The organism is Saprospira grandis DSM 2844 (genome assembly GCF_000275825.1).
In the GTDB taxonomy this organism is placed as follows: domain Bacteria; phylum Bacteroidota; class Bacteroidia; order Chitinophagales; family Saprospiraceae; genus Saprospira; species Saprospira grandis_A.
Map to the genome: position 1 here is coordinate 2,120,160 of NZ_JH719942.1, position 16,543 is coordinate 2,136,702.

Consider the following 16,543-nt stretch of genomic DNA (forward strand, 5'->3'; position numbering starts at 1 on the left):
TCCCAGATATATAAAATATCATCATTGCGATAACTATCGACTAGCTCTCCATTTTTTCCTTTTTTTAGGCGAGCATTTTTACGTGGGGGAATCAATGGAACCGCCCCAGCCGCACAAATTGCTTCTCGACATTTTGTTTGGTCATAGGCGCCATCTGCATAAACTTGGTTAATATTAAATGGCTTCAATTTTTTCATCATTTTGAGGAGTTGAGAAGCATCGGTTTTTCGCTCTGTGGTAATCTCTACAACCAGGATTTCTCCTGTTTTGTCATTTACGGCTAAATGTACTTTAATCCAGCCAGAACGGTACTTTTTGATGTGTTTTATTCGCCGCCACTCTCCCTGTCCTTTTATTTTTAGTCCTGTACTATCTATTGCTATAGACAGCTCTTCATCCGTTTTTTTAGGCTTAATATTCAGCTTTAGTTTTTTGACTCTGCGGCATATTTGGCTGTAAGATATTGGATTGACATCCAAATTATATTCGGAAATAACGCATTTTAGAATGCCTTCTAACTGTCGATATCCAAAAGAAAAAAGCACTTTTAAACGGAATAAATAGCGAATAAATTCATCGGAAATGGTTTTAGGTCTGCCGCGTTTTGAGCGCTTAGCTATGAGATTTTTGCTTGCCAAAGGCGGGAACCAAACATTAAAAAGAAACTCTCCTTGGGCGGTATAAAATCTGTTGGTTAGTGCGTAATTCTGTAAGTTTTTTCTAAATTTGTCATGGGACAGCTCGATATTTTATTGTTCGTCGAAAAAACTTAAATCTACGAGTCTTGTCCCTTTTTTTATGCCTAATTCACAAGGTTTTTTTTAATTAGCTGGTTTTCAACTTGTTGGATTTATGCAACAAGGCCGAAGTTAAGCCAACTGAGGCAAATAGCGCTTCAGAATTGACTGAAAAAACATTAAAATATATTAAAGAGAAGCTTGGATAACATTAAATATATGAAGTACTCAAATATTGCAGAATTTATAGAGTTTGTGATTAACCAATTTGAAGGTGTTGAGTTTGTTCATGAATATAATGATAGCGATGAGATGCATCTTTTTAAACTGAAAGATCCTCAAATCTATAGATCAAAAGCATTTCAAAGAATAGAAATGGAAGCTGTTTTTTATTTTTTGAGAAAAAAAATGATAGCAGTGCTCTTTGTTGATCCTGAAGATGATCTAATTCAGTTCTCAAACTTTGAAATCTATAATCAACTAGAGGCAAATTCTAATCAAGATAAATCTCAACTCCTTGTTTTGCAGGGAGATAATTGTTTCTTGGAGGCAGTTGTAGACTGTAATAATGAATGTACCTCCGCCGCATAATACTAGCAACTTATGGCCGCATCTAATACTGAAATCCATCTTAAAGATATTTATTTATCTTCTTCTTCTTTTCAACGCCCCAAAAACTATTTGGGAGAAGGAGAGGACAAATTAAGTATAAGCATTAAAACGGCTAAAGACGATTTGCCCAATCGGCAGCTGATGACGACTTTGAGCGTGAAAGTAGCCTTAAATAAGGGCGAGATAAAAGAGGAGCTTGCCGCTATTGAAATGCAAGCGATTTTTGAGTATGGCGAACAGTTTGCTATTCCGCTAGAAAATTTTGCTCATGTTAATGCAGCAGCTATCATTTACCCTTTTATTCGAGAGCATCTAGCTAACTTAGCTATGAAGGCAAATATGAATCGCATCTTATTACCGCCCTTTAATTTTGTGGCCTTTCATAAAAGTAAAGAAGATAATGAACAGAATTTAGGCTAAATGAGAAAGGCCCAAAACCTTGGTTTTGGGCCTTTTTTCTGTCTAGAAATGGCCGAAGGCCAAACGGCTGAGGGATGGTAGCGGGTGGCGCGAAGCGCCAGACCAAGCTTTTGAGCGCAGCGAAAAAGCGCAGGGCCGAGCGAATAGCGAGCCCGCGCACAGCCCGACCCGAGCGATAATTCATGAGGGTTTCCACCCTCATTTTGTCTAGCTTCGCAAAGCGATACCGCTTTGCGCTGGGTTTTAACCTAGCGGGAGGGGCAGCCCCAAAACAAAAGTCGAACTATCTAGAAAAGCCTGCTTTTTATCGAAGTTGTTGCAGAACTCTCATCTTTAGTCTTAAATTGAAGCAAATAAAAGAATCCCTTATGCGTCAACTTTATGGAGTTTTAGTTTTGCTCATCTTGGGGGGCAGCCCTCTTTTTGGGCAAGATAGTCTTGATTTGGCTGCTTGTATTGATTATGCCTGGCAGCACAACCCCCAGATCAAGCAGGCAGGTATACAACAGCGGCAGGCCGAACTGAACCGCAAACAGGCGAGCTGGGCATTTTACCCTACCCTAAATGCCTCTTTTCGACATGGTTTGAACCTGGGCCGCTCAATTGATTTTACCTCTTATCAGTATGTCAATCAGAGCACGCAGTCTTCTCAGCTCTCACTCAATACCAATTTTCCAATTTATCAGGGTTTGCGTTTGCGCAATCAGCTCAAGCAAAGCCGTTTGGATGTTCAGGCTAGTGGGCAGGACTTGGAGCAGGCCAAGCAGACCAACGCCCTTTCGGTGGCCCAGGCCTATTTGCAGGTCTTGCTAGCCGAGGAAAATTTGCAGGTGTTGCAGGCCCAAAAAAACCTAACCGAAGAGCAATTGGCCCAAACCCTCAAGCAGATTAAGGCAGGCAATTTGCCCGATAACAGCCGTTTGGAGCTAGAAGCGCAGCAAGCCAGAGATGAACAGGCCATCGTTAATGCAGAAAATACCATTGAGCTGGCTTATGTCAATCTTAAGGTCCTAATTAATATGCCCGTAGATGAAAAAATCCGTCTGAAGGTTATTCAGCTGCAGCTGCCCGAGCCCCGAGCGCTAGAAACCCTAGATGAGCTTTATCTAGAGGCCGCAGCCAATATGCCCAATATGGCCGCCAATCGCCTGAGAGAAGAAAGTGCAGATTTGGCCATTAAGGTGGCAGAAGGAGCCCTAATGCCCTCCCTGAGCGGCTATGCTTCTCTAACGTCCAACTACTCTTCGGCAGCTAAGGACCGTACCACCGAGCAAACTACCCAAACCCTCTTTTTAGATGTCAATGGCACCCAAGTCCCCGTAGAATTTCCTACAGTGCGGACCATAGAAGGCGGAACCACTCCTTATTTTGAGCAAGTGGGCAATAACCTCTATACGAACGTAGGCATTAGCCTTTCGGTCCCTATCTTTAACGGTTTTCAGAGCCGAATTGCCATCGAACGGGCCAAACTCAACTTAGAATTGGCCAAACTGAATAGCAGCCAGGCCCAAAATCAACTCAAAGCCGATATCCAAAGAGCCTTAACCGATGTTAAAGCGGCCCGAAAAAGCCTAGAAGCCGCCCAAAAAAGCCTAGCCGCTACCTCGGCCTCTGCGGCCAATACCCGCAAACGCTTCGAACTGGGTATCGTCAATGGCTTTGAGCTGAGCTCTGTGCAAAATATGCTGACCTCCGCCGCCTCTTCGGTGCTGCAGGCCAAATATGATTTACTTTTCAAACTAAAGGTCCTTGATTTTTATAGAGGAATCGGACTGAATACTCCCCAAGAAAATTAAAATGCTATGGCAAAGAAGAAAAAGGGCATTAGCCCCATTGTCTGGATTGTTGGCCTGCTGCTCATTGCTACGGCCCTGATCGTGGTTTTCCGCAAAGATAATAAGGCCAAAGCCATCCGGGTGGTGCTAGAAGCTGCCCAAAAACGACAAATCGTGGAGTCGGTTTATGCTAGCGGCAAGCTGTTTCCCGCCACCGAGGTCGAAATTACCTCCAATGTATCGGGAACCATCGTCAAGCTTTTGGTAGAAGAAGGCGAAAATGTAAAAGAAGGGCAGCTATTGGCCAAAATTGACCCCGAAGCCCTAGCCTCGGTGGTGGAAAGAGCCTCGGCTAGCGCCAAATCCGCTAGAGCGCAGTGGGGTAATATTAAGGCCCAAAAAGATCAGCTTTTGGTGCAGTTGGCCCAGGCCAAAGCCAATTATGACCGCAATAAAACCCTTTTTGATGAGGGCGTGATTTCTAAGGCAGAACTAGAAACTATCGAGACGAATTTCCGCTCTACAGAGGCCAATATTGCGGCCCTAGACGAGAGCATCCGCTCGGCCAAATTTAATGTGGAAAGTGCCGAGGCTACAGTGCGAGAACAACAGAAAAACCTTTCGCAAACCTCTATCTATGCCCCCATGACCGGGGTGGTCTCTAAGCTCTACAAAAAACAAGGCGAGCAGGTGGTGGGAACCATCCAGATGGCAGGAACGCCCATCCTGAAAATTTCTAATCTCAGCTCTATTGAGGTTCGTGTAGATGTAAATGAACGCGATATTTTACAACTCAACCGAGGCGATTCTGCCGATATTGAGCTAGATGCTTACCCCAACCGCAAGTTTTTGGGCCTAGTGACGCATATTGCCAATACCGCCACAGGCCTGAGCACTATGGCCCTCACTTCGGACCAAGTAACCAACTTTGAGGTTCGTATCCTGATGTCGCAAGAAAGCTATAAGGACCTACAAATCGATCCCAATAAACCGCCTTTCAGAGCCGGACTTTCGGCCTCTGCCGAGATCCGAACCAATAGCATCTCTAATGCCTTGTCGCTCCCCATTGCCGCCGTAACTAGCCGAGAAGATGAAGAGGCCGAGGAACAACTCAAAAAAGGAGAAGAGATTGGCCTAAAAGAATACGTTTTTGTCCAAATGGCCGATTCGGTCCGCCTTCAAGAGGTGCAGACAGGCATCCAAGACGACCGCTATATCCAAATTACCAAGGGCCTAAAGGCAGGCGAACAGCTGGTGGTCGCTCCCTTTGATGCCATCTCGAAAAAATTGGAGCAGGGCAGCATCATTGAGGCTGTAGAAGAAAAAGAACTCTATAAAAAGACGAAAGAGAAGTAGGATGATTTGGGGCTGCCCCGCCCTTTGGGCGGGTCGGGCTGTGTCGCAGCTCGCAGGTCTGCTCGGCCCTGCGGGCTTTTTCGCTGCGCTTCAAAAGCCCTGGGTCTGGCCTTCGGCCACTGCTATCCATCCCTCAGCCAGTCGCTGCGCTCCTATGCGGCGGCTTCGCCGCCTGCTTGACCCAAAGAGAAAATCTTTGCGCATTCTCCCGCTTAAAGCTCAAAAAATGAAGGCTTAAGGGCTTTTTTGCAGATATAATTTGCTCGGCCCTTAAAAAAATGTTTATTTTTGCAAGCATTTTTAGGGGCCTTTTGGGCCAAATAGAGCAGGAAACCCCCAGAAAAAAGCGCCTTTTGAGAGAAAGGAAGAAAGAAAATTATTTACATAAAAATCTGTTCAACCAACGCTAAGTAGAACAAAGTTATGGCAGTATTAGGAAAGATTCGCAACCAGTTTGGTTGGGTGATGATGGGGCTAGTGATTCTCGGGATCGGTGGCTTCCTCTTTATGGATGTAAGCTCGATGGGCAACGGAATGGGCGCTCAGCAGCGAATTGTAGCAAAAATTAATGGAGAGGATGTCCTTCGCGACGACTTTGATGTCTACATTAAAAATTATGAAGGTGCCCAGGCTAGCCAGGAGCAAATCCGCGAACAAGCTTGGAAGGACCTCTTGAGCAATGTCATTTATAAGCAACAAGCCAAAAAGTTGGGTATTGTTGTTACAGATGAAGAATTGACTGACCTCTTTACAGGGCAAAATATTAGCCCTTTGGTGGCCCAGCAGTTTGCCCAAATGGGCGCTGGCGTAGACCGCAACATGATTGAACAGCAACGTAATGCTTATTTTCAAGCTAAGGAAAAAAGCCCTTCTGAACTAACCAACCAAGAAATTCAGTTCCTGAATGCTTGGGAGGCCCTAGAAAAATCAGTAGCCGATGAGCAGCTCTCTGCTAAGTATATCGCTATGCTCCAAAAAGGAGTTTATGCCCCCGCTTGGATGGTCAATGCAGAATATGCCCGCAAAAATAGAACTTATGACTTTAACTTCAGCCGGGTACTCTACGCTGATGTAGATAATGCAGAAGTAAGCATTTCTGATGCAGATCTTACCGCCTATATTCAGGCAAACCCCAAGGCTTATGAGCGCAAAGCCAATGTCTCTATCGAGTATGTTGTTTTTGATGTTCAGCCTTCTGCTGCAGATACGGCCAACTTCGAAAAAACTTATGCTTCTATGGTGGCCGACTTTGCCAAAACTTCTGGCCAAGGAGATACCACTTATGCACAAACTAACCGCATCCAGCTAGATCCTGTTTATTATACGCAGGAAAAATGGCAAGATGCAAGTAGTAAGGATACTCTCTTTAGTATGGATAAAGGTCAGGTTTATGGCCCTTACTACGATAATTTGGGCCAAATCAAAATGGTCAAGGTGATAGACCGTAAGGTGATGCCCGATTCTGTGGCCTGCCGCCATATCATGAAGCCCGTCAACCGCCGCGATATCAATACGATGCAGGCCGCTTATGTAGAGCTCGACTCTTTGCGCAAGTTGCTTGTTGCCGGCACAGCCAACTTTAATGACTTGGTAGCTGCACATAGCATGGATATGTCTACCAAAGACAAAGGAGGTGTAATGGGTTACCGTGGCCGTGGCGATAGCTATGGCGCTCCTTTTGAAAACTTCATCTTTGATGTAGGACAAAAAGATAGCTTTGATATCATTCAGACGCAAAATGCTATGCACTTGATCCAAATTACAGATTATAAATTTGGAGAAAATAAGGTAGGACTTCGTCTAGCTTATAAGAGTGAGCCTATTTTGCCTTCTGCCGAAACAGAAAGAACTGCAGAGGCCAAGGCCAATGAGTTTATGGCCAACAACCGTACACTAGAAGAGCTTAAAGCAGCCGCTAAGAAGAATCCGAATCTTCGTTTGAGTAATGCCGCTGGTCTAGAAATCAATGACTATGTATTGACTCAAGGTTTGCAAGGTGCCGAGGCTGCCGAAATCATCAAGTGGGCGCATCAAGAGGCCAAAGATGGAGAAGTAGCTGGACGCATTTATCCTTTTACCGACCCTAAGTACAATACCATTGCTGCAGTGGTGGTCCCTGCCTTGGCTAAAAAATCGCCTGAAGGTTTGGCTAGCATTGCAGACAATAGCGTTCGTGCAGAAGTAGAGCGCATTGTTCGTAATGAGAAGAAAGCGGAGATTATCCTCAAGAAACTAGAAGGGGTAACTTCTCTAGACGCTATGGCTGGCAAATATAGCAGCGCTAAGGTAGAAACCGCCAATGGCGTACGCTACGACGCTCCCTTTATCCGTGAAGTGGGTGGGGTAGAGCCCAAGCTTACTGCTGTTGCCGATGTACTGGAAACAGGAAAAGTATCTAAGCCTTTTGCTGGAGAGCAAGGTGTTTACATGATCCAATTGATCAATAAGCAGGAAGGTCCTTCTATGGAAAATATGCCGAATGCAGTACAACAAAAGCGTAACTTTGTAATGCGTGGCTTGTTGCCCGCAGCGGCTGCTAGTCCTGCTGGTTTCCGAGAAATGCTTTTGGGCGCTATCCAAGATGATATGAATATCAAAGATAATCGCGCAGATATGTACTAGGCCATTTTGAGCCAGTAATGACAAAGCAGCCAATTCTCTAGCTTAGAGGGTTGGCTGCTTTTTTGGTCCAGCAAGGCGGCAAAGCCGCCTTGGGCCCGAAGGGCCAACGGCCCAGCGCTGCGCAGCCGTGGCCGCAGGCCAGACCGAACAAAACGAGCCTTGGCGAAGTTTTGTGAAGGGCCGAGCAGTCTTGCGAGCGGCGAAGCCTAGCGGCGGCCGCCCCAAAATAAAGGGCGGCCGCGGGCCCCAAAAAAAGAAAAACTTTGTTCAGCTTTTGGCCCTAAAAAGCGGGGAATAACTCCACAAAAGGAGCTAAATATTAGTAAGATTGATAATTCTGGAGTATATTTGTAACAGCCAAGCTCAACCAAGCATTGGCTTTTTCTGTTAATAGACAGATCAGAGATTATTTTTTAGCGGCCTTTAGCCAATACACCCCTCAAAGCGTACATCATTTTGGCTACTTATTCGATTCGTGACCTTGAAAAACTGTCTGGCATCAAAGCCCATACGATTCGGATTTGGGAACAGCGATATAGTATAATTGAGCCCAAGCGTACGGCAACCAATATTCGGTATTATACGGATGAAGACTTGCAGTACTTGCTTAATATTGCCTTCCTGAACCGAAACGGTATGCGTATTTCTAAGATTGCCCGTTTGACGCAGAAAGAGGTTTTGGAGCGGGTAGAAAACATTGCGGAGGAGAGCGAGGAGCAGAGCAATTTATTGCAGCGGCTCACTATGGCGATGATGGAATTTAATGAGTTGGAGTTTGAGCGGATTTTGAACCAAGAGGCGGAAAAGTCGGGCTTTGAGTCCTTATTGACCGAGCTCTTATTGCCCTTTTTAGAAAAGCTCAGTTTGCTTTGGCTAACGGGGGCGGTGCGCATTGTGCATGAGCAATTTGTGCATCATTTGATTCGGCAGCGCTTGGCCCATCAGTTATATTTGTTGGGAAATGAGCCTGCAAAAGAAGATCGGCCCAGGGTACTATTGTTTGAGCCCTTGGGAGAGCAACAAGAGATTTTGTTGTTATTGTATCATTATTATTTGCGTTCTAGAGGTTGTGCGAGCTGTTATTTGGGCAGCCAAATTCCGCCCAAGGAGCTAGAAGTGGCTGTAGATCAATTTAAGCCAACTGGTATATTTACGACTAGCTCTAGCAATAATGGGCAGTTGTCTCCTCAGGAGTTTTTGGGGGAGCTCTGCCAAACTTATCCCGATATTCAGGTATTTTGTTCGGCCCAACCCATTATGCACCCTTTAGAGGCGGCCCCCAACCTCAGTTTGTTTGAGGATTTTAGTGAATTTATCGACTTTTTGTCAGAACTCTCCTAATTATGCAGCTAGCGGCTTTTCTGCAGTTTTTGCGCTACGAAAAGCGCTATTCGGAGCATAGCTGTCGGGCTTATGCTACAGATTTACGGCAGTTTAATGCCTTTTTGAAGGAAAGATATGAGCTAGAAGAGGCCAAAGCCGTCAATCTGGGCATTTTGCGCTCTTGGCTGGTAGAACTGATGCAGCAGGGCCGCGCCAGTAGCACCATTCACAGAAAGGCCAGTAGTTTGCAGCGCTATTTTAAGTTTTTGATGCAGGAGGGCCAATTGAAAGAAAACCCCATGCAAGCTTTGCAGCTGCCCAAAAAAAAGGCCGCCTTGCCTCACTTTTTGGCCGAACAGCAATTGGCTAAGCTCTTTAGTGGACCTTATTTTGAAGCCGATTTTCCAGGCCAAAGAGATCGCCTGATGTTGCAGCTTTTTTATCATACAGGCATGCGCCGAGCCGAATTGTTGGGCCTGCGCTGGACGGATTGGGACCAAGGACTCGAACAACTGAGAATTTTGGGGAAAGGCCAAAAAATGCGCATTATTCCCATTTTACCCCAACTCAATACCGCCTTGACCAATTTTAAAACCTTGGCCCAAGAAGAGCTTCCCAATTTTGACCCCAAAGGACTCATTATCCTCAATGACCAAGGCCAGGCGCCCTACCCCAAATGGGTCTATAATAAGGTGCGGCAGTATTTGGGCCTCGTCACTACCCAAGAAGAACGCAGCCCGCATAGCCTGCGCCATAGTTTTGCCACCCACCTGAGCAACCAAGGGGCCGACCTACAAGCCATTAAGCTGCTTTTGGGCCATAGTAGCTTGGCCGCTACACAGGTCTATACCCACAACTCTTTAGAACAACTCAAGAAAGTATATGCCCAAAGCCACCCTAAAGCCAAAAAAAAGAAATAATTTTGCCCGCTAAACTAGAGTATACTATGACGGATCTTGCAAAACAACAGTTTCAACTCAAACTCAAACTCGAACTCATCTTCTGGGCACTTACGCTACTGCTGGTGGGCCTGCTGACTTACCCGCTTTTTAGCATTATGCAGGACTGGAGCTTTGTCTATGCCAATGCCCTCTTTATTGTCATTTTTGTTACCTATACCCGCCACCTTTTTTTGCTCAAATATAGCTTTCTGGCCTATGCCCAATGGGCCAAGTTTGTACTCATTTTTGCCAGTATCCCCCTGATTTTTAAGCTAATCGAATATACCTTCAATTTCCAAGACTTTATGGAGTCTGAAGGCCTGCCGAGCTTTACGCCCTACTTTTATCCCGAGGTAGGCATCAAACAACAACAACAATTGCTCAGCTATATGAAAGGGGAATACCTCTTTTTTGGCGTGGCCAGCATTATCGCAACCGTTTTACTCCCTTTCCGCCTGCTCATTTCCTATTGGCGGGTCTATAATAAACAAGGAACGGTATAAAACTGCTGTTTTGGGGCCTCCGCCTCGCTTCGCTCGTCGGCGCTACGCTTTGGGGCTCGCTCTTCGCTCGGCCCTTCACTGGCTGCGCCAGCTCGGTCTGGCCTTCGGCCACCCCGCCGCATCGCTAGGCCAGTCGCTTCGCTCCTTTGCGGCGGCTTCGCCGCCTGCTTGCCGCAATAAATAAAGGAAAGTAGAGCAGCAGTTGGCCAACATATAGCTAAGTTTTCAGAAAAAGCTGTAACTTATTTTGCGTTTTAATCGTTTTGAGTCTGTAAGTACTAACCATTCTATGAAAAACAAATTTGTTGCGGCCATTTTGGCCTTCTTCCTCGGCTTTATCGGTATTCATAAGTTCTACCTGAATCGTCCAGTACAAGGGATTTTTTATCTGCTATTGTTTTGGACCGGGATTCCTGGCTTCATTGCCTTGGTGGAGACGATTATGCTATTGTTTATGTCTAAAGAGACCTTTGACCATAAGTATAACTACGATACTACTGCAGGAGTAGGCCGTATGTTGGTCCGAGAAAAACAAGCGCTTTACCGAGAAAAAATTCAACTAGAGCGCCTGCGCCTAAAAGAAGAGCGAGAAAAGACCCAAAACCGCCTGAACAATAAAAAAATTGCGGTCAAAAAAATTACGGGCGAGCAGGCCGATACCCTAGCCGCTTGGCAAGATTTACTTGATAAAGGCATCATTGACCAATACGAGTTTGAAGAAAAGAAAAGAGTCATTTTAGGCCGAGACGATTAAACCTGTTGGTCCTAAAACTTTCATAAATAGCCTAGTAGATATGCAGCCCACAGTAACTATGAGCTGTTAATATTTAATTAACTACTGTTTTAGTTTAATCTTTTTCAGTAGTTTTGGCTGCACTCTACTAAAAGTGTATCATTTTTGTACATACATTTTCATTACTTACTTAAATTTCACAGCATGAAACAGATCATGATGCTTTTCGCTATGCTAATGTTTGCAGGCATGGCCCACGCACAATGTCCTCACGCTGCTGCTAAAGCTGCTAAAGCTGAAGCTACAGCAACTACAAAAACCACTACTAAGTCTAAGAAAGCTTGTACCAACCAAGCTGCTTGCACCAAAGGCGACAAAAAAGGTTGCTGCAAGTCTAAGGCTTCAGCTACTGCTGCTGCCAACACAAAGTCTTGCTCTAAGGCTGCAGCTGGTAAATCTTGCTGCAAATCAAAAGCTGCTGCAACTGCCACAGCTGCTTCTAACAAGAAAGCTTGCACTAAATCTGCAGCTGCTTGTACCAAGGGCGACAAAAAGTCTTGCTGTAAGTCAAAGGCCAAAGCTACTGCTGCTGCCGCTGCTAACAAAAAGACCAAAGCCGCTCAAAAAGGCTAAGCTTTTGTGCTAAATAATGTTGAAGCCGGCTCCCTTTGGGAGCCGGCTTTTTTTTGGCCCAAAGGGCCTTTTGGCTGGCCCATTGGGCCAGGGCAGGCCTAGCGCTGCGGAGTGGGTGGCCGCAGGCCAGACCCAGCCGCCGAAGGCGGCGCAGGGCCGAGCAGACTTGCGAGCCCCGCAGCATAGCGCCGCAAGGCGAAGCCGCAGCGGAGGCCCCTAATCTAAAGGCTTAGTGAGCAGAAGAAAGAGCAGAAAGGGGGCGCCAAATAGCGAGCTAATGAGATTGATGGGCAGCAATTGCTCGAGGCCAGGGAGCTGGGCCAAAATTTGGCAGGCCAGCAGCAAAACTGCTCCCAAAAGGGCCGTAAAAGGCAGTAAAACTTGATGGCGCTGGCTGCCCAAAATCAATCGGGCCAAATGCGGTACGGCCATACCGACAAAGCCAATGGGGCCACAAAAAGCCGTGATGCCCCCAGCCAAAAGAGAAGAAATGAGAAGAATTTGCCAGCGCAGGCGGCTAGTATTTAGGCCCAAAGAGCGGGCTTCGGTAGGGCCAAGTAGCCAAATATTGAGTCCCTGAGCCAGTAAAAAGGCCAAAAAGAGGGCAAAAAAGACCAAAGGCGTGAGCAAGGCCAGCTCGCCCCAGCCCAGGCGGTTGAGGTCGCCCATGCTCCAAAAAATAAAAGATTGCAATTCTTCTTTGGGGCTAAAATATTGGAGAAAAAGGATGAACGCATTGGTAAAACTGCCTAGCATCAGGCCCATGAGGAGCAGATGGGCGGGCCGTTGGCCCAGGCGCCAAGCCAAAAGCAACAAAATAAGGAGGCAAAGGGCGGCTCCGCTGGCTGCAGCTGCTAAAAGGCCCCATCGGCTAGCGGCCCAAAAAGAGCTTAGGCCTAGTAAGCTGCCGCCCATAATCCAGAGCGCGGCTCCTAGTCCCGCTGCGCTACTAATGCCCAAAACAAAGGGGCCCGCAATGGGATTTCGGAAAAAAGTTTGCAGTAAAAGTCCACTCACCGACAAGCCCGCACCGGCCAAAATGGCGGCCAGACTTCGGGGGAGGCGTAGCTGCCAAATGATGCTCGCCAGCCCTTCGGTAGATTGAGGGCCAAGAGAAAGCCCTTGCCACAATTGGCTGATGGAAATAGGGCTAGAGCCCAGCGCCAAACTTAGGGCGAAGAGCAGAAGAAGGGTTAGAAAGAGCGAAAAAAATCGGTTAAAATGCAGCATCCGCCCAATCATAATAATAATGGAGATGCCAATTGGGCAAAAGCTCTGGCTGGAAAATATGGATCAGGTCGCCAAGCACTTCATCGGGATAAATAGTGCCTGATTCAAAGAAGCTGCGGCGACCGGTGCCACAGTAAACATTGCCATAATAATTATAGATCTTTTTTTGCTGAAAGGCCTGGAAAAGAGCATAGCGGGGATTGCTGGCGCTTAGCTCCTGATAGCTCCTGTAACTACCCACATTAAGCCAGTAATCGGCCTTTTGTCCTTTGGCCAAAACGGCCTCAAAATCTAGGGGGACCCCCTCTTTTCCGGGCAGGTCTTTCCAGAGATAATTGGCTTGTGCATCGGCTAGGTATTGGGCCATAAAGCTTTTTCCTCCAGCTAAATACCAGCCACCGCCAAACTGGCTACCCAACAAAACTGAAGGCCGTGTTTGGGCCTTTTGGGCTAGCTGTTTTAGTTCTTCATAGGCGGCAAAGCGCTCATCTACAAAATCTTTGGCCAGCTCATCTTTTTCGAAGAGCAGACCAAACAAGCGAATCCATTCCATTTGGGCGAGGGGAGAGGCTTCTGCATATTCTTTAAGGCGAAGCTCGGGAATATTTAGGTCGGCTAGTTTGGGGTCGGCTTTGGCCCCATAACCAACCACCAACTCCGGCGATAGCAAAAGCAAAGCCTCATAATTAAGCTGTTCTCGGCCCAATTTGGGGAGGCCCTTAGCATAATGGCTTCTAAAATCTCTTGCATCAGAAATGCCCACTACGCTTTTATGCTCATCGAGAAGTTCGATCATGGCCCAGGCTGGACTACTTTTGCAGACCACTCTTTTTAGGGGGTAGGGCAAATACTGGTAGTTTTCCAGCTTTTTGCTGATTTTCAACGTCCTAGGATAAAGGCAAAAGCGCTGCTCGTCAATTTCTACTAAATATTGTCCATTTTCTATAGCCTTGATATTAAACCCTTGGGCCTGCCGAAGCTCTATGGAAAAGGCAGTTTGCGGTTCTTTCTGGCTAGAAGTTGGTGCTTCTCCTTGGCAAGCAAAGAGCAAAAGCACTAAAAGAGGGAAAAGGTATCGCATAAAAGGCTTTTATGTAGAGAAATACTTAAAGCCCAAAGTTAGGGAAAAAGCGGACAGTCTAAAAAACTAAGCTTTTGTTAAACTGCTTTTGAAAGGGGGAAATGAGTCAGAAAAACAAACTAAATCCTTAGTCTTAAGTAAAGCAATTATTAACAGTTAGTTAGCCACTGGCCAATGAAAAGAGGGAAAATAAAAGACTTCAAAATATAATTGATCTTTGCTAAAGATAGGGACAAAATTAAGTCTAAGAGCCTGTTAAATGCCTAGCTATACTTAACAAAGGCTTAATAATGGACTTGTATTCTATAATAATTTGCCTATTTTTACAAAACTGAAGCTATTGTTCTAATTACACAATTTTAAATCTATTTTATGTTTAACCAAAAACTTACACAAGTACTGGTTGCACTTGTCTTCTTGTTTTCTGCAGGAAGCTTGTCTGCACAAACAGTTCTATGGGGTGCCGGTTCTTCCGATACTCAAATTGACTCTATTGGCCGTTTTGCTGCCGATACGATTACTGGCCTAGATGGTTTGGGCTGGACCGTAGATAGCGTTGCTGGTGAATGGGTCTACTCTGTAGACGGAATTTCTCAGGGTGGTTTCTCTTCTGGTACTCCCGGCCTAACTTCTCCTTCTGTTGGAGATGGTGTGGCTTTCTTTGATTCTGACTTCTGGTTTGCTGAAGGGATTGTTCCTCAAACAGGTACTATTATCTCTCCTGCTTTTGACTTGACTGGATACGAGGATTCTATCGTTGTTCTTGAGTTCTATGCTGGTCTTCGTGACTTTGCCTCTACAGCAAATAGCGCTGGCTTTTCTGTAGATGGTGGTACAACTTGGACAGACTTTGACGTGATCGCTGCTCTTGGTATTCCTAGTGGTGATGCTGGTGAAGGTATGGTGACCTTTAATGTATCTAGCGCTATCAATGCGGCTGCTAGCTTGACTAACTGCCACGTTCGCTTCTACTTTGAAGGCGATTCTTACTACTATGGCGTAGATGATGTTACTGTCCGCACTTCTGAGGTAACTTATGACATCGCTATTGATGAGGAGTACAATCCCCCCAAAGTGGTAGGTTCTAATCAGTTGCCCCTACGTATGGTGAATGCCGACGAAATGGGCTGGGGTGCCAATATCGTAAATAACGATATCGGAGATATCAACGCTGGTGAAGCTATGCTTTATGTGACTGTCTCTGAAACAGGTAGTGGTACTGTTGCTGTTATGGACTCTATGGCCGTTCCCGCTATCGCTCCCGGTACTGATACTGCACTTTATATGCCTGCATTTAGCAATGGTTGGATGCCCACTGCTGCTGGTCAATACCGCGTAGATTATTCTGTATCTTATAGCGCTAATGTGCAAACTGATACCACTAATGATGTTTATACGGACTTCTTTACGATCACTGCCGATGATTACCTTTCTAAGGTAGGCCGTGATCTAACCGGTTTCCCCACTGCCGATAACGCTACGCTTCCAGGGGTGCGTACTGCAGATGGTTTCCTTCCCGCAGAGCACGAATGGGGTTCTATGTACTACATTCCTAACTATACAGTCACTAATGGTGATTCTATCGTTGCAGATTCGTTCCTTTATACTGGAGCTACTGCCAATGCAGCTACTGGTGTAACTGAGGCTGTTGTTCAAGTTCGTCTCTATAAGTTTAATGATGATGATGGAAGCGGTTTCTGGACTGCTCAGCCTACTGGCCCCTCTGATCCCGAATTGCCTATCCAAGCTTTGGGTGTAGATACTTTCACTCTTGATGCCGCTGCTACTTTCCGCCAACGTGCCGTTGCGCTTAGCAACCTAAACGGGGGTAATGGCGCTGTTCTACAGCCCAACTCTTTCTATGTAGCTACTATTCTTTGCAGCGACCAAATTAACGGTCTACGTGATGCCAATGGTGATACTCGTCATATGTTTATTGGTAACTCTGAAGATAAGTATGACTTTACTATCGACTCTATGCCTAACTACTTTATTCCTGCTTCTATCGTTCGTTCTGCCTACATCGATCCTACCGGAACGGTAACTGGCCTACAGGACAACCAATGGTATGCTGGAGGTTATGAGTCTGGTATTGTGCCTTCTATTGGTCTTACTTTGACTGATGCAATCACAGTTAATGTAACGGCTAACGAAGCAGTAACTACGGAGTTCAATATCTTCCCCAACCCCGCTACTGAGCAGATTTCTGCCAAAGTAGAGTTGACGGAGATGAACAGCAATGTAGAGTACATCATCACTGATGCTACTGGACGTGTTGTGATCAAAGAACAAAAGGCTGATCTTCAGTCTGATGTAGTGACTTACGATGTAAGCAACCTACCTGCTGGCGTTTACTTCTTTACGGTTCGTACCGCTCAAGGTGCTAGCTCTCAGAAGTTTGTTAAGCAGTAAGCTTAGTTAAGCTATAATTTTTTGCAGCTCAGACAGTCTTTCTGTTTGGGCTGCTTTTTTTTGCCCTTTTTTCTTTTTTTTGGGGCTGCCCCGCCCTGCGGGCGGGTCGGGCTGTGTCAGGGCTCGCAAGTCTGCTCGGCCCTTCAGCCCTTTGGGCTTCGGTCT

General features: G+C 46.0%; 14 protein-coding genes. 10 read left to right on the forward strand and 4 right to left on the reverse strand.

The genetic code is table 11. The features are described from left to right. Positions 1-638, reverse strand: a 638-nt coding sequence (locus tag SAPGRDRAFT_RS09725; protein WP_002659077.1) for an IS5 family transposase, incomplete at its 3' end; no start/stop codon positions are given. A gap of 318 nt (positions 639-956) precedes the next feature. Between SAPGRDRAFT_RS09725 and SAPGRDRAFT_RS09730 the strand changes: the two genes are divergently transcribed. The 9 genes from SAPGRDRAFT_RS09730 (at position 957) to SAPGRDRAFT_RS09775 (ending at position 11,043) form a co-directional block, all read left to right on the forward strand. Then, positions 957-1,328, forward strand: coding sequence for a hypothetical protein (locus SAPGRDRAFT_RS09730; protein ID WP_037350061.1), 372 nt, complete (start codon positions 957-959; stop codon positions 1,326-1,328). Between the two features lie 12 nt (positions 1,329-1,340). Further along, positions 1,341-1,769, forward strand: a complete 429-nt coding sequence (locus SAPGRDRAFT_RS09735; protein ID WP_002659082.1) for a protein-export chaperone SecB — start codon at positions 1,341-1,343, stop codon at positions 1,767-1,769. Positions 1,770-2,137: 368 nt separating this feature from the next. Then, entirely contained in the window at positions 2,138-3,565 is a 1,428-nt protein-coding gene (locus tag SAPGRDRAFT_RS09740) for a TolC family protein (protein ID WP_002659084.1), read from the forward strand. Positions 3,566-3,571: 6 nt separating this feature from the next. Next, positions 3,572-4,900 (forward strand): efflux RND transporter periplasmic adaptor subunit, encoded by a 1,329-nt coding sequence (locus SAPGRDRAFT_RS09745; protein ID WP_002659086.1) that lies wholly within the window; start codon positions 3,572-3,574, stop codon positions 4,898-4,900. A 423-nt stretch (positions 4,901-5,323) separates the two neighbouring features. Continuing rightward, on the forward strand, positions 5,324-7,522 hold the full coding sequence (locus tag SAPGRDRAFT_RS09755; protein WP_002659090.1) for a peptidylprolyl isomerase: 2,199 nt from the start codon (positions 5,324-5,326) through the stop codon (positions 7,520-7,522). Positions 7,523-7,978: 456 nt separating this feature from the next. Next, positions 7,979-8,863 (forward strand): MerR family transcriptional regulator, encoded by an 885-nt coding sequence (locus tag SAPGRDRAFT_RS09760; RefSeq protein WP_002659092.1) that lies wholly within the window; start codon positions 7,979-7,981, stop codon positions 8,861-8,863. Between the two features lie 2 nt (positions 8,864-8,865). Beyond that, positions 8,866-9,765, forward strand: coding sequence for a tyrosine-type recombinase/integrase (locus SAPGRDRAFT_RS09765; protein ID WP_002659094.1), 900 nt, complete (start codon positions 8,866-8,868; stop codon positions 9,763-9,765). A 26-nt stretch (positions 9,766-9,791) separates the two neighbouring features. After that, positions 9,792-10,289, forward strand: coding sequence for a hypothetical protein (locus SAPGRDRAFT_RS09770; protein WP_002659096.1), 498 nt, complete (start codon positions 9,792-9,794; stop codon positions 10,287-10,289). Positions 10,290-10,578: 289 nt separating this feature from the next. Next, complete coding sequence (locus SAPGRDRAFT_RS09775) at positions 10,579-11,043, forward strand: NINE protein (protein ID WP_253271303.1); 465 nt, start codon at positions 10,579-10,581, stop codon at positions 11,041-11,043. 248 nt (positions 11,044-11,291) lie between these two features. Here SAPGRDRAFT_RS09775 and SAPGRDRAFT_RS22925 read toward each other — a convergent pair whose 3' ends face one another. The 3 genes from SAPGRDRAFT_RS22925 to SAPGRDRAFT_RS09795 form a co-directional block, all read right to left on the reverse strand. Then, positions 11,292-11,600, reverse strand: coding sequence for a hypothetical protein (locus SAPGRDRAFT_RS22925; RefSeq protein ID WP_156001886.1), 309 nt, complete (start codon positions 11,598-11,600; stop codon positions 11,292-11,294). 271 nt (positions 11,601-11,871) lie between these two features. Continuing rightward, positions 11,872-12,885 (reverse strand): FecCD family ABC transporter permease, encoded by a 1,014-nt coding sequence (locus SAPGRDRAFT_RS09790; RefSeq protein WP_037350066.1) that lies wholly within the window; start codon positions 12,883-12,885, stop codon positions 11,872-11,874. Then, positions 12,872-13,966, reverse strand: a complete 1,095-nt coding sequence (locus SAPGRDRAFT_RS09795) for an ABC transporter substrate-binding protein (RefSeq protein WP_002659103.1) — start codon at positions 13,964-13,966, stop codon at positions 12,872-12,874. The genes SAPGRDRAFT_RS09790 and SAPGRDRAFT_RS09795 overlap by 14 nt, the downstream gene beginning before the upstream one ends. A gap of 372 nt (positions 13,967-14,338) precedes the next feature. On the opposite strand from SAPGRDRAFT_RS09795, the gene SAPGRDRAFT_RS09800 reads away from it, so the two are divergent. Then, complete coding sequence (locus tag SAPGRDRAFT_RS09800; protein ID WP_002659105.1) at positions 14,339-16,378, forward strand: T9SS type A sorting domain-containing protein; 2,040 nt, start codon at positions 14,339-14,341, stop codon at positions 16,376-16,378. The last annotated feature ends 165 nt before the right edge of the window (positions 16,379-16,543 follow it).